The 13,696-nt window shown below is 53.6% G+C and carries 14 protein-coding genes; 6 read left to right on the top strand and 8 right to left on the bottom strand.

Annotation, left to right across the window (positions count from 1 at the left end; all coding sequences use genetic code 11):
- Position 1: 1 nt before the first annotated feature.
- A complete protein-coding gene (locus LZP96_RS10130; protein ID WP_064326398.1) occupies positions 2 to 1,300 on the bottom strand; it encodes a D-amino acid dehydrogenase in 1,299 nt (432 codons plus the stop codon).
- A gap of 321 nt (positions 1,301 to 1,621) precedes the next feature.
- Here LZP96_RS10130 and LZP96_RS10125 point away from each other — a divergent pair, with 321 nt between their 5' ends.
- The gene (locus tag LZP96_RS10125; RefSeq protein ID WP_064326399.1) at positions 1,622 to 3,154 is read left to right on the top strand and encodes a SpoVR family protein; all 1,533 of its coding nucleotides are present in this window, start codon (positions 1,622 to 1,624) and stop codon (positions 3,152 to 3,154) included.
- A gap of 70 nt (positions 3,155 to 3,224) precedes the next feature.
- On the opposite strand, the gene fadR is transcribed toward LZP96_RS10125, so the two are convergent.
- The gene (gene fadR, locus LZP96_RS10120; RefSeq protein ID WP_064326400.1) at positions 3,225 to 3,944 is read right to left on the bottom strand and encodes a fatty acid metabolism transcriptional regulator FadR; all 720 of its coding nucleotides are present in this window, start codon (positions 3,942 to 3,944) and stop codon (positions 3,225 to 3,227) included.
- Between the two features lie 201 nt (positions 3,945 to 4,145).
- Between fadR and nhaB the strand changes: the two genes are divergently transcribed.
- A complete protein-coding gene (gene nhaB / locus LZP96_RS10115) occupies positions 4,146 to 5,684 on the top strand; it encodes a sodium/proton antiporter NhaB (RefSeq protein ID WP_064328144.1) in 1,539 nt (512 codons plus the stop codon).
- A gap of 144 nt (positions 5,685 to 5,828) precedes the next feature.
- Positions 5,829 to 6,359, top strand: a complete 531-nt coding sequence (dsbB, locus tag LZP96_RS10110; RefSeq protein ID WP_064326401.1) for a disulfide bond formation protein DsbB — start codon at positions 5,829 to 5,831, stop codon at positions 6,357 to 6,359.
- Positions 6,360 to 6,458: 99 nt separating this feature from the next.
- Here the strand turns inward: dsbB and ycgN are convergent, their stop codons facing one another.
- From ycgN to LZP96_RS10095, 3 genes are all read right to left on the bottom strand, one after another.
- Positions 6,459 to 6,899 (bottom strand): cysteine cluster protein YcgN, encoded by a 441-nt coding sequence (gene ycgN / locus LZP96_RS10105; RefSeq protein ID WP_064326402.1) that lies wholly within the window; start codon positions 6,897 to 6,899, stop codon positions 6,459 to 6,461.
- A 95-nt stretch (positions 6,900 to 6,994) separates the two neighbouring features.
- Positions 6,995 to 7,654: a fumarylacetoacetate hydrolase family protein gene (locus LZP96_RS10100; RefSeq protein WP_064326403.1), complete on the bottom strand. Its 660-nt coding sequence runs from the start codon at positions 7,652 to 7,654 to the stop codon at positions 6,995 to 6,997.
- Positions 7,655 to 7,701: 47 nt separating this feature from the next.
- Positions 7,702 to 7,977, bottom strand: coding sequence for a YcgL domain-containing protein (locus LZP96_RS10095; RefSeq protein WP_064328145.1), 276 nt, complete (start codon positions 7,975 to 7,977; stop codon positions 7,702 to 7,704).
- 124 nt (positions 7,978 to 8,101) lie between these two features.
- On the opposite strand from LZP96_RS10095, the gene minC reads away from it, so the two are divergent.
- Genes minC through minE form a run of 3 tightly spaced genes read left to right on the top strand, consistent with a single transcriptional unit; the run spans position 8,102 to position 9,918 of the window.
- Positions 8,102 to 8,809: a septum site-determining protein MinC gene (gene minC, locus LZP96_RS10090; protein ID WP_064326404.1), complete on the top strand. Its 708-nt coding sequence runs from the start codon at positions 8,102 to 8,104 to the stop codon at positions 8,807 to 8,809.
- 23 nt (positions 8,810 to 8,832) lie between these two features.
- Positions 8,833 to 9,645 (top strand): septum site-determining protein MinD, encoded by an 813-nt coding sequence (minD, locus tag LZP96_RS10085; protein ID WP_064326405.1) that lies wholly within the window; start codon positions 8,833 to 8,835, stop codon positions 9,643 to 9,645.
- Positions 9,646 to 9,648: 3 nt separating this feature from the next.
- On the top strand, positions 9,649 to 9,918 hold the full coding sequence (gene minE, locus LZP96_RS10080) for a cell division topological specificity factor MinE (protein WP_010432714.1): 270 nt from the start codon (positions 9,649 to 9,651) through the stop codon (positions 9,916 to 9,918).
- Positions 9,919 to 10,003: 85 nt separating this feature from the next.
- On the opposite strand, the gene rnd is transcribed toward minE, so the two are convergent.
- From rnd to LZP96_RS10065, 3 genes are all read right to left on the bottom strand, one after another.
- On the bottom strand, positions 10,004 to 11,116 hold the full coding sequence (gene rnd / locus LZP96_RS10075; protein ID WP_198324770.1) for a ribonuclease D: 1,113 nt from the start codon (positions 11,114 to 11,116) through the stop codon (positions 10,004 to 10,006).
- Between the two features lie 85 nt (positions 11,117 to 11,201).
- The gene (gene fadD / locus LZP96_RS10070; RefSeq protein WP_157685357.1) at positions 11,202 to 12,887 is read right to left on the bottom strand and encodes a long-chain-fatty-acid--CoA ligase FadD; all 1,686 of its coding nucleotides are present in this window, start codon (positions 12,885 to 12,887) and stop codon (positions 11,202 to 11,204) included.
- A gap of 203 nt (positions 12,888 to 13,090) precedes the next feature.
- Entirely contained in the window at positions 13,091 to 13,672 is a 582-nt protein-coding gene (locus LZP96_RS10065; protein ID WP_064326408.1) for a Slp family lipoprotein, read from the bottom strand.
- Positions 13,673 to 13,696: the final 24 nt, after the last annotated feature.

The following is a 13,696-nucleotide window of genomic DNA, read 5'->3' as shown; positions in this document are numbered from 1 at the left end:
GTTAGTTATGCGCGCCATGCAGATGTTGCGCCCGGGAGGGGGTAAACCCGGCCTGGTAGCGTGCCACGCTTAAATCATCAAATGGAATCGCAGGCGATCGTCCTGACAGCAAATCGCTCAACAACTGCCCCGAACCGCAGGCCATTGTCCAGCCCAGCGTGCCGTGACCGGTATTGGTCCACAAATTCTTATACGGCGTACGCCCGACAATCGGGGTGCCGTCTGGTGTCATAGGGCGAAGCCCGGTCCAGAAGGTCGCCTGTTCAACGACGCCTCCACGCGGGAAGAGATCGCGTACGACCATTTCCAGCGTTTCACGACGCGGTTGCAGCAATTCCGTATTAAACCCAACAATTTCGGCCATCCCGCCAACACGAATTCGGTTGTCAAAGCGGGTAATCGCAATTTTGTAGGTTTCATCAAGGATAGTGGAAACAGGCGCGCCGTTGTCTTCTTTTACCGGAATCGTGAGCGAGTAGCCTTTCAGCGGATAGACCGGAATATCGAGTATCCCTTTCAGCATGGCGGTGGAATACGATCCGAAGGCCATCACGTAGGCGTCGGCTTTGATCACCTCTTCCCCGCACTTCACGCCGTAGATCTTTTCCCCTTCTGACAGCAATTTGTCCACCGGCGTATTGAAGCGGAACGTCACGCCCGCCTGCTCGCACATTTGCGCCAGACGCTGGGTAAAGAGCTGACAGTCGCCGGTTTCGTCATTAGGCAACCGCAGTCCGCCCGTCAGTTTATGCGCCACTTCCGCCAGCGCCGGTTCAACCTGCGCCAGCTGGCTGGCCTCAAGCAGCTGGTAAGGTACGCCCGCCTCTTCAAGAACCGTGATATCGCGGGTTGCATTTTCATACTGCTGCGCGGTACGGAAAAGCTGTAGCGTGCCCCCCTGACGGCCTTCATACTGGATGCCGGTCGACGCACGCAGCGCTTTCAGGCAGTCACGGCTGTATTCCGCAAGCCGCACCATGCGGCCTTTGTTTTCCATGTAGTGGCGGGTGTCGCAGTTACGCAGCATTTGCCACATCCACTTAAGCTGAGTCGGCGACCCGTCCAGGCTTATCGCCAGCGGCGCGTGGCGCTGAAACATCCATTTGATTGCCTTGAGCGGAACGCCAGGCGCGGCCCAGGGAGCAGCATAGCCGGGAGAGATTTGCCCGGCGTTGGCCGCGCTGGTCTCAAGCGCAGGTCCTGACTCACGATCGATGACGGTAACGTCATGTCCAGCCTGACTTAAATACCAGGCGCTGGTGACACCCACTACGCCACTTCCCAGTATGACAACACGCATAGCCGCTCCATTATGTGCAAAAGAACAATCTTCTAATTACAGATTGATAACCTAGTTGAAAATATTATTCAACATACGACTTTTTTATGGTGACTTATCTCACATCTCGCCCCGTATGCAGGGATAGCAGTTATTTGGGATCTCATGCTACGGGTTATTTTTAGCCAGTATAAAATCCTGTGCGACCGCCCTTTTCTGCCGTTTCAAAAACGGGAAATCGTAAAGAAAAAATTTCTGCGCCAGCACGCTTTTGAATGCGGTGATCTATGCTTGAAAGGAGGCTCTCCAGACAGAGAGAGCACCGACAATGAGGACGCGCTAATGGCTACCATTGATTCCATGAATAAGGACAGCACACGACTGAGCGACGGACCCGACTGGACGTTTGAGCTGCTGGATGTGTACCTGGCAGAAATTGACCGTGTCGCAAAGCTCTACCGCCTTGATACCTATCCTCACCAGATTGAAGTCATCACTTCCGAGCAGATGATGGATGCCTACTCCAGCGTCGGGATGCCGATTAACTATCCTCACTGGTCGTTTGGTAAAAAATTCATTGAAACCGAACGGCTGTATAAGCATGGTCAGCAAGGTCTGGCCTATGAAATCGTCATTAACTCCAACCCCTGTATCGCTTATCTGATGGAAGAAAACACCATCACCATGCAGGCGCTGGTGATGGCGCACGCCTGCTACGGGCATAACTCCTTCTTTAAAAATAACTATCTTTTCCGCAGCTGGACCGATGCCAGTTCCATTGTCGATTACCTGATTTTTGCCCGGAAATACATTACCGACTGCGAAGAGCGTTACGGCGTGGATGAGGTCGAAAAGCTGCTCGATTCCTGCCATGCCCTGATGAATTACGGGGTGGATCGCTATAAACGTCCGCAGAAAATTTCGCTGCAGGAGGAGAAGGCCCGGCAGAAAAGCCGGGAAGAGTATCTGCAAAGCCAGGTGAATATGCTCTGGCGTACGCTGCCAAAACGCGAAGAAGAGAAAGCCATCGCCGAGGTGCGTCGATACCCTTCTGAACCGCAGGAAAACCTGCTCTATTTTATGGAAAAAAACGCGCCCCTGCTGGAACCCTGGCAGCGTGAGATCCTGCGTATCGTGCGTAAAGTCAGCCAGTATTTTTATCCGCAAAAACAGACTCAGGTGATGAATGAAGGCTGGGCTACGTTCTGGCATTACACCATCCTCAATCATCTGTATGACGAAGGGAAAGTGACCGAGCGGTTTATGCTGGAGTTCCTGCACAGCCACACTAATGTGGTGTTCCAGCCACCGTACAACAGCCAGTGGTACAGCGGTATCAACCCTTATGCACTGGGATTTGCCATGTTCCAGGACATTAAGCGCATCTGCCAGACGCCAACGGAAGAGGACCGCTACTGGTTCCCGGATATTGCCGGTTCGGACTGGCTGGAAACCCTGCACTTCGCGATGCGCGACTTTAAGGACGAGAGCTTTATCAGCCAGTTTATGTCGCCGAAAATCATGCGTGATTTCCGCTTCTTTACGGTGCTTGATGATGACCGCAACAATTATCTTGAGATCTCTGCCATCCACAACGAAGAGGGATATCGCGAAATCCGCTCCCGTCTCTCGTCGCAGTACAACTTGAGCAATCTGGAACCCAATATTCAGGTCTGGAATGTGGATTTACGCGGGGACCGCTCATTGACCCTGCGCTATATTCCCCATAATCGTGCACCGCTGGATAAAGGGCGTAAAGAGGTGCTCAAGCATGTTCATCGCCTGTGGGGCTTTGATGTTCTGATGGAGCAGCAAAACGAAGACGGTAGCGTGGAGTTGCTCGAGCGTTGCCCGGCGCGTTCGAATATTCTTTAACGCCGACCTCGGGCTCTACCCGCAGGCGAAAAAAAACCTCTCAGGCGAGAGGTTTTTTCTTATTTCAGGCTCAGTGTCCGTGAATCGCCAGATCGCCCGGCAGGGTCTTCTGCATGCGATGCCAGATCTCACCTGAATCGTGCCCGTAACGACGTACCGTTTCATAGACCTGATCGTGGGCACCTTCGGTACAGAGTTCAGCCAGCTTGTGGTAGAAGCCCAGTGCAAGACTGCGCGCTTCAGGGTTGGCGAAATAGTGACGGCCAATGCGCGTGTACAATCCCTTCATCCCATTAATAATGAGACCGTAAATAGGGTTGCCCGAGGCAAAGGCAAGACCCCGGAAGATATTGTAGTCCAGGCTGGCAAAGGCATCAGCGTGATCTTCAACGGCATTCGCCGTGGCGAGCACTTCCAGCGCTTTATCCGGATGCTGGCGGAACGCCGTACGGATAAAGATGGTTGAGATATTCGTACGCACCGAAAGCAGGTTATCGATGAGCTGCGGTACGCTTTCGTGATCGAGGCGGGCCAGCGTTTCGAGAATATTCAGGCCCGAGGTTTCCCAGAAGTTGTTCACTTTGGTCGGTTTACCGTGCTGAATCGTCAGCCAGCCATCGCGCGCCAGACGCTGCAGTACTTCGCGTAAGGTGGTACGAGTGACGCCAATCAGTTCGGAGAGTTCGCGTTCAGCCGGAAGAATCGTTCCTGGAGCGAAACGGTTATTCCAGATGCTTTCAATGATGTACTCTTCAGCGAAACCCGCCGGGCTTTGCGCCTTAATGACCATAGTGAGATTTCCATTACACAGCTTTTGCTAATGGACTCATCATACCAGACGCATCCAGTGGCAGGTAGCACGCTGGTGAGAGAAAAAAGGGATCGCTGTTTCATTTTTATCAAATATCCGCCCCTAATCCGGGGACGTTATTCATGCATAATAAGCGTATAATAATGTTTTACTTACTTTTGGCGAGGAGAGATGTCGGCTGTGGAAATGACTTTTGGGCGCGCCCTGTGGCGCAATTTTTTAGGCCAGTCGCCAGACTGGTACAAACTGACACTGCTCGCTTTTCTGATTATTAATCCGTTGGTGTTCCTTTTTAACCCCTTTATCGCAGGCTGGCTGCTGGTTGCTGAGTTTATTTTTGCTCTGGCAATGGCACTGAAATGCTATCCCCTGCTGCCGGGCGGTCTGTTGGCCATCGAAGCCGTTCTGGTGGGGATGACCAGCGCAGAGCATGTCAAAGAAGAGCTGGCTAACAATCTGGAAGTCCTTCTGTTGCTGATGTTTATGGTGGCAGGGATCTACTTTATGAAGCAGCTGCTGCTATTTATCTTTACCCGCCTGCTGCTCAGCATTCGCTCAAAAACGGTGCTATCACTGTCGTTCTGCCTCGCGGCGGCTTTTCTGTCGGCCTTCCTTGATGCGCTGACGGTGGTCGCTGTGGTCATCAGCGTGGCGGTGGGTTTCTACAGCATTTACCATCGCGTGGCGTCTGCCAGACCCGAAGAGAACCTTCAGGATGATAACGCCCTGGATATCCATCAGCGCGACGTGCTGGAGCAGTTCCGCGCCTTCTTGCGCAGCCTGATGATGCATGCGGGCGTCGGGACCGCGCTGGGCGGCGTAATGACCATGGTGGGCGAACCGCAAAACCTGATTATCGCCAAAGCTGCCGGCTGGAACTTCATTGAATTCTTCCTGCGGGTGGCCCCGGTCAGCGTGCCGGTCCTGATCTGCGGCCTGCTGACCTGTATTCTGGTCGAGAAATTCAGGCTCTTCGGCTACGGTGCAGAGCTGCCAGGCCCGGTGCGTGAGGTCTTGCAGGAATACGATAATAAAAGTCGCCGCCAGCGCACCCGTCAGGAGAAGCTGGCCCTGATCGCGCAAGGCTTGATTGGCGTCTGGCTGATTATCGCCCTCGCGTTCCATTTAGCCGAAGTGGGATTAATCGGCTTATCCGTCATCATTCTCGCCACGTCGTTTACCGGGGTGACGGACGAACACGCCATTGGTAAAGCCTTCACCGAGGCGCTGCCGTTCACCGCCCTGCTTACGGTGTTTTTCGCCATTGTCGCGGTAATTATCGATCAACAGCTTTTCACGCCTGTTGTTGAGTTCGTGCTTCAGGCGTCACCTGATTCCCAGCTGTCGCTGTTCTATTTGTTTAACGGCCTGCTGTCATCCATTTCCGATAATGTGTTTGTGGGTTCGGTCTATATCAACGAAGCGAAAGCGGCGCTGGAACATGGCGCGATTGATATTAACCAGTTTGAACTGTTGGCAGTGGCGATAAATACCGGTACCAATCTGCCGTCGGTGGCGACACCGAATGGTCAGGCCGCGTTCCTCTTTTTACTAACCTCTGCGCTCGCTCCACTCATTCGTCTTTCGTATGGAAGGATGGTATGGATGGCGTTGCCGTATACGGTAGTATTAACGCTTATCGGTTTGTTGTGCGTCAAATTTACCCTCATTCCTTATACGCACTGGATGGCGCAAATAGGTATACTGGCCGCGCATTAAGTGCCTGAAACCGGGCGGTTCGCTGCCCGGTTTGACTTTCTGCATTATAAATATCCAATTACGTTTTATTTTGCCAAGACCGGGTGGCGCGTTAAACGAATTCGTTTACACTGCGCTTTCTAAGCATGTTCCAGGGAAATGATTATGTTGCGATTTTTAAACCAATGCTCTCGCGGTCGCGGAGCGTGGTTGTTGATGGCCCTGACCGCCTTTGCGCTGGAGATGGTTGCGCTTTGGTTCCAGCATGGAATGGGGCTGAAGCCCTGTGTGCTGTGTATTTATGAACGTTGCGCGCTTTTCGGCATCATGGGTGCGGGTCTGGTAGGCGCAATTGCGCCAAAAACCCCACTGCGCTATGCCGGAATAGCTATCTGGTTGTACAGCGCCTGGAAAGGTCTGTCGCTGGCGTGGGAACACACCATGATTCAGCTGCATCCCTCGCCGTTTATGACGTGTGATTTTGCTGCCCGCTTCCCGGGCTGGTTACCGCTGGATAAATGGCTGCCGCAGGTGTTCGTGGCATCCGGTGACTGCTCCGTACGTCAGTGGGAATTTCTCTCACTTGAGATGCCGCAATGGCTGGTGGGTGTGTTCGCCGCCTACCTAATCGTGGCGCTGCTGGTGTTGATTGCTCAGCCGTTAAAACCGAAAAGACGCGATCTGTTCGGACGCTAAAAGCAAAACGGCAACCTCGGTTGCCGTTTTCATATGTGCTTTCTCACGCCCGTATAGGCAGAACCCCAACAAAAAACCGCCGAAGCGGTTTTTTTATTTTCAGCGATTAGGATGATTCATAATATGGTCTTCCCAGTCCTGAACGTCAGACTCTTTTACCGCGATATGGCGCACCGAGATACGTTCGCCATGCATTGCCGCTTTTGACCCGGTCAGCAGCGGATGCCAGTCCGGCAGCGCGTTGCCTTCAGCCAGCAAACGATACGCGCAGGTATGCGGCAACCACTCAAACGTCGGCAGATTATCGCGGGTTAATTTGATGCAGTCCGGCTCATACTCAAAACGGCGCTCGTAGTTGCGGCACTGACAGGTTTTGATGTTCAGCTGCTTGCAGGCGACGTTCGTAAAATAGATTTCGTCCGAGTCTTCGTCCATCAGCTTGTGCAGGCAGCACTGCCCGCAACCATCGCACAGCGATTCCCACTCGGCGTCGGTCATTTGGTCGAGAGTTTTACGTTGCCAGAAAGGGATTTCGCTCATCAGGATGTCCACACGTCAAAAAACAAAGCGCACCTTATAACCAGTCTGGCACGGGGATGCAAGTTTTGCCGCCGTAATTCAGCGGCAAGTGTATTTTACAGCACCCGGGTTTTTACCGACTGACCGTTAAAACCGAGCGCCAGTTCATCGCCGCTGTTCAGCGGTCCCACCCCTTCTGGCGTGCCCGTCAGGATCACATCGCCAGGTTTCAGGGTAAAGAAACGGCTCATATAGGCAATCAGCGGCACGATTTTGTGGATCATGTCCGCGGTGGTGCCCTGCTGACGGATTTCACCGTTAACGCTCAGGCTCAGGGGGGTATTTTGCGGGTCGGCGGTGAAATCGGCGACCGGGATAAAACCAGAGACTGGACAGGAATTATCAAAACCTTTGGCCTTCTCCCAGGGCTGACCGGCTTTTTTCATTTTGCCCTGCAAATCGCGCAAGGTTAAATCCAGGGCGATGCCATAGCCGGCAATGGCTTTTTGCACATGCTCTTCAGAGGCCTGACGCAAGGTCGCGCCAATCAGCACCGCCAGTTCGACTTCGTGATGCACCGAGCCAAACCCCTGCGGCAAAGCCAGGGGCTGTTTCAGATCGCAAAGTGCCGTCTCCGGCTTAATGAACAACACCGGCTCTTCGGGTACAGCGCTGCCCATTTCCTGAATATGTTTTGCATAGTTGCTGCCGACGCAAACCACTTTGCTGACGGGATAATCCAGTAATGCACCTTGCCAGTCATGATGTTGATACATGCTCGTCCCCTACACGGTTGTTGGATGACCCACGGTTTACACCGGGATTATTTCTGCCCGTCACCTTCGAGATGCTGTTTTAATAAATTCTCGGGCGGTGGCGGAAGCTGTAAATAAAAGCCCTGCTCTTTCAATGCGGTTTTAACTTTTTCCAGATCGGCGTTCACCAGCTTTTTACGTCCGTCCAGCGGCAGCAGCATCGCCAGCTGCGGTGCGCCGAAACCTTTCATTAGCTCAGGCGGAACGCGTGAGAAATCGTCTTTCTTTTCGACATAGAGGTAGGTCTGGTCGCGTTTGGTACTTCGATAGATCACACAAAACATGTTTTTACTCTGAATTAACGGGTGGTTGCTTGCCTCAATATAGTAGTGACTATAACATGCCTGATACTCTTCGGAATATCGTGGCGAATGTGCCGTGATTAACAGCAAATTGAGTAAGGCCAGGATGTCAAACACGCCCATCGAGCTTAAAGGCAGTAGCTTCACCTTATCAGTGGTTCATTTGCATGATGCAAAACCCGAGGTTATTCGTCAGGCGTTAGAAGACAAAATCGCTCAGGCACCCACTTTTTTAAAACATGCCCCCGTCGTGGTGAATGTCAGCGATCTGGTCGCCCCAGTGAACTGGCAGCATCTTCAACAGGCGGTGTCGTCTACCGGACTGCGTATTGTCGGTATCAGCGGCTGCAAAGATGCAGCGCTGAAAGCAGAAATTGACCGCGCCGGTCTGCCTATTCTCATGGAAGGCAAAGATAAACCAGCGCGTTCTGTGCCTAAAGAGGCGCCCGCGCCGCAGCCGCCCGTGCAAAACGCTGCACCTGTCACAAAAACGCGATTGATTGATGTGCCGGTTCGTTCCGGTCAGCGCATTTATGCACCAAACTGTGATCTGATTGTTACAAGCCACGTGAGTGCAGGCGCCGAATTGATTGCCGATGGCAATATTCATGTTTACGGCATGATGCGCGGACGCGCACTGGCCGGCGCAAGCGGCGACCGGGATGCACAAATATTTTGTACCCACCTGACGGCGGAACTGGTGTCCATCGCAGGTGAATATTGGCTGAGCGATAAAATCCCAGCTGAATTTTATGGCAAAGCGGCCCGTCTGCGTTTAGCAGAGAGCGCTTTGACTGTTCAACCGTTGAATTGATCCCTTTTTAACAAGGAATTTCTATGGCACGCATTATTGTTGTGACTTCGGGTAAAGGAGGCGTTGGCAAGACCACCTCCAGCGCGGCCATCGCTACTGGTTTGGCCCAGAAGGGAAAAAAGACGGTCGTTATCGATTTTGATATCGGCCTGCGTAACCTGGACCTGATTATGGGTTGTGAGCGACGCGTCGTGTATGACTTTGTGAACGTCATTCAGGGCGATGCCACGTTAAACCAGGCAATGATTAAAGATAAGCGCACAGAGAACCTTTACATCCTTCCCGCCTCCCAGACGCGTGACAAAGACGCGCTGACGCGTGAAGGCGTTGAAAAGGTGCTGGACGAGCTGAAGAAGATGGAATTCGACTTTGTCGTCTGCGACTCCCCTGCCGGTATCGAAACCGGTGCGCTGATGGCGCTCTATTTCGCCGACGAAGCCATCATCACCACGAACCCTGAAGTCTCTTCTGTCCGTGACTCCGACCGTATTCTGGGTATCCTGGCCTCTAAATCGCGTCGCGCCGAAAATGGTCAGGAGCCAATTAAAGAGCACCTGCTGCTCACGCGTTACAACCCGGGCCGCGTGAACAAAGGTGACATGCTCAGCATGGAAGACGTGCTGGAGATCCTGCGCATCAAACTGGTTGGCGTGATTCCGGAAGATCAGTCCGTGTTACGCGCCTCTAACCAGGGCGAGCCTGTGATTCTGGATAGTACGGCAGACGCCGGTAAAGCGTATGCGGATACCGTTGACCGTCTGCTGGGAGAAGAACGTCCTTTCCGCTTCATTGAAGAAGAGAAGAAAGGTTTCCTCAAACGCCTGTTCGGAGGATAAGTTATGGCATTACTGGACTTTTTTCTCTCGCGGAAAAAAAGCACCGCCAACATCGCTAAAGAGCGACTGCAAATTATTGTCGCGGAACGTCGTCGTAGCGATGCTGAACCGCACTACTTGCCGCAGCTGCGCAAAGACATCCTGGAAGTGATTTGTAAGTATGTGCAGATCGATCCGGAAATGGTCACCGTGCAGCTGGAGCAAAAAGACGGGGATATTTCGATTCTGGAGCTCAACGTGACGCTTCCGGAAGCCGAAGAGTCGCGCCCCTAAGCGGGCTGAGCGTTGACAGTACGGGCACGTGATACGTCGCCCGTCATCTCCCCCGGTAGCGTCTGCTTACCGGGGTTTTACTGTTTTAACGCGGATAAGCGTTCAGCAGCGTATTCAGGCGATCGGCCATCAATTCCCCGCGCCAGCCCGCCATCAGTTCCGGTAGCCCGGTGTCTTTAATCTTCCAGTGCCAGTTTAAGAGCTGGTTGATTTGACGACGTGATGCAAGCAGCTCCGGGCTGAGTTTGCTCTCAACCGCGACCTCCTGCACCAGCGCTTTGATCTCTTTGAACGCTTTACGGTAGCCGGGCATGTCCATCAGGTTAACCAGCGGTTCGGGCAGGTTCTCTTCGGGGATTTCCTGCGCTTTGGCCACCAGCGCGAGCAGCGTTTTACCGTGGTAACGGATCTCACTTCCCGACAGACCAATGCTGTCCAGCTCGCCCAGACTACCCGGCATGTAGCGCGCGACCGCCCACAGGTGCTCCTCTCTGACGACAAAGTTGACCGCCAGATCGCGTTCACGCGCCTTGCGCAGACGCCAGTCGGCAAGCAGCTGCAGGCAGGCAAGCTGTCGCGTGCGAAGTTGCCAGGCATTGGTGATTTCACGCCAGGCGTCGGCAGGGTCGAGCACTTCCTGACGGCGCTGCTGAGTCATCTGACACTCATTGAGCGCCGCGTCCAGTCGGCCCGCCTCTTGCGCTTCTTTCATCAGCTGCCCGGCAATCGGCAGAAGGTAAAATACGTCTGCTGCCGCATAGTCGAGCTGGCGTTCCGTTAACGGGCGCGCCAGCCAGTCGGTACGGGATTCACTCTTATCCAGCGCCAGACCGGTGTACTCTTCCACCATCGCAGCAAAACCCCAGGATAGCGGGCGACCGCTGAACGCGGCAAGAATCTGGGTATCAATCAGCGGCTGCGGCATGATGCCAAAGGTGTTGAGAAACACTTCCAGATCTTCACTACCTGCATGAAGATACTTCGTCACGGCAGTATCCAGCAGTAGCGCACGCATCGGTGCCCAGTCGGTAATGCCGAGAGGATCGATCAGCGATACTTTTTTGCCATCATACATCTGGATCAATCCCAGCTGCGGATAGTAGGTGCGCGTGCGGACAAACTCGGTGTCCAGGGCAATGGCAGGAAAGTCCCGCGTGACATCGCAAAGCGTTGCCAGCTCGTCGTTGGTCGTGATCATCTGGTAATTCAAAACGGTTTCTCTTTGGTTTGCGCCCATAAAAAACGCCGGCTAAACCGGCGTCTTCTGGCGACTCACTCGAAGCTTAGGCTTTATTGTCCACTTTGCCACGGGCTTCGTCACGTAATTCTCGTCGTAATATCTTCCCGACATTCGATTTCGGTAGTTCATCGCGGAATTCCACCAGCTTAGGCACTTTATAGCCTGTCAGCTGGCGACGGCAAAACGTTATCAACTCATCTTCGGTTAACGAGGCCTCTTTTTTGACCACGAAGATTTTCACGGCTTCGCCGCTGCTGCCGGAAGGAACGCCGACGGCAGCCACCTCCAGCACGCCGTTGTGCTGCATCACGATATCTTCGATTTCGTTCGGATAGACGTTAAATCCGGAAACCAGAATCATGTCTTTTTTGCGATCAACGATGCGCAGGAACCCCTGCTCATCCATTACCGCGATGTCGCCGGTATGGAGCCAGCCGTCCTTGATGATTTCGTCCGTGGCATCAGGACGCTGCCAGTATCCCAGCATAACCTGTGGACCTTTGACGCACAGCTCGCCTGGCTCACCGGGTGCCACTTCATTGTCCTCGTCATCCACCAGCTTCGCTTCTGTGGAAGGCACAGGCAGGCCGATGCTGCCGCTGTGGTAGTCAATGTCGTGCGGATTGACGCTCACCAGCGGCGCGCACTCCGTCAGGCCATAGCCCTCAAGCAGATACTGGCCGGTCAGTTTAACCCAACGCTCGGCCACCGCCTGTTGAACAGGCATCCCGCCACCGGCAGAAAGATTCAGCGTAGAGAAATCAAGCTGCTGAAACTCTTTGTTATTCAAAAGCGCGTTGAAGAGCGTATTGACGCCGGTCATTGCGGTGAACGGGTATTTCGCCAGCTCCTTCACCAGCCCCGGGATATCGCGCGGGTTGGTAATCAACACGTTTTGACCACCCAGCTCGATAAACAGCAGACAGTTCATGGTCAGGGCAAAGATGTGATAGAGCGGCAGCGCGGTAATCACCAGTTCCTTGCCAGGATGCAGCAGTGGACCGTAGGTCGCGTTAACCTGTTCGAGGTTCGCCAGCATATTGCGATGGGTCAGCATGGCCCCTTTCGCAACGCCCGTCGTGCCTCCCGTGTATTGCAGGAAGGCCAGATCCCCGGGCACCACTTCTGGCTTAACGTACTGCATACGATAACCGTTGTGCAGCGCACTGCGGAAGGAAATCGCGTCCGGCAGATGGTATTTCGGCACCAGGCGCTTAACGTATTTGACGACAAAGTTAACCAATGTCCCTTTCGCCGTGGAGAGTTGATCCCCCATACGCGTGAGGATCACATGGCGGACCTGAGTTTTGGCGACCACTTTTTCCAGCGTATGGGCAAAGTTCGACACAATCACAATGGCCGACGCGCCGCTGTCGTTCAGCTGATGTTCCAGCTCGCGTGGCGTATAGAGCGGATTGACGTTCACCACAATCATACCCGCACGCAGGATGCCGAACAGCGCCACCGGATACTGCAGAAGATTGGGCATCATCAGCGCAACGCGATCGCCCTTTTGCAGCCCCAGCCCTTCCTGTAAATAGGCGGCAAAGGCCCGGCTACGCTCTTCCAGTTTCCGGAAGGTCATCACCTCGCCCATATTCACAAACGCAGGCTGATCCGCGTAACGTCTTACCGAGTGCTCAAATAATTCAACCAGGGATTGATAACGGTCAGGATTGATCTCCGCGGGCACGTCTGCGGGATAACGGTTTAGCCAAACCTTCTTCAATGCATCACCTCTGAAATGAGTGTTCGTCGTCATCACAACCCCGATAATAAACAGTTCGTTAACATTATATTAACTCAGCGTACCAGTTTATTAATTGTTCACATTTAAGGTTGCGAAGCGCGTCACTCTTTTTTTATGTTATAGCCATATAAAAACAGAGACAGCGGCTGAGCCGCTGTCTCTTTCCTAATGATAACAGTGAGTTACTCTGTTACTATCGTCTGTACTTGTGCAGGGCCTGGGTTGTACCAGCCCCATCCGCCGTAGCCGTACCGGTAGGGATGTGGACCCCACATCCACGGGTCGATGGGCTGAGGCGGCATCACCACCTGCTGCACCAGACGCCAGCGTTTATACCCGTTCACCTGCATGGTCATAAATTTATACGGCGTGTTGCCAATTTTACCCTGCACCGTGCCGGTAATCGGCCCCACGACGGTCACCAGCTGTCCGCGAAAATCAACCGGATCGAGGAAGCCGCTCACGTCCGCGTATATGCGGCCGCGAGACGCGTTGCCAGGCTCAGGTCTTGCCCCGCTGTCCAGCGTCACGGTAGCAATCTCAAGACGGGTTTTGCCTTCCTGATTAATGACGTCAACCACCTTACCGCCAAATCGCGCTTCCTGACCGACGTAAAGTTCCGGCGCATTCATCACCCGCACAAGATCCTGCTGCGGTGTTGGACTGCTTCCTTTAATTGCGTCTGGAACGGTCACGCAGCCACTCAACGCCACGGCAACAACGCCTGCCATGAAAAGGCGTACAACTTTAGTCTGAACCGCCATGATGCGACTCCTTTTTCTCAGTAC

This window comes from Huaxiibacter chinensis, from assembly GCF_022171985.1.
Taxonomy (GTDB): domain Bacteria; phylum Pseudomonadota; class Gammaproteobacteria; order Enterobacterales; family Enterobacteriaceae; genus Enterobacter; species Enterobacter chinensis_A.
The sequence above is the reverse complement of the archived record's forward strand: the minus strand, read 5'-3'. Positions and strand labels throughout refer to the sequence as shown.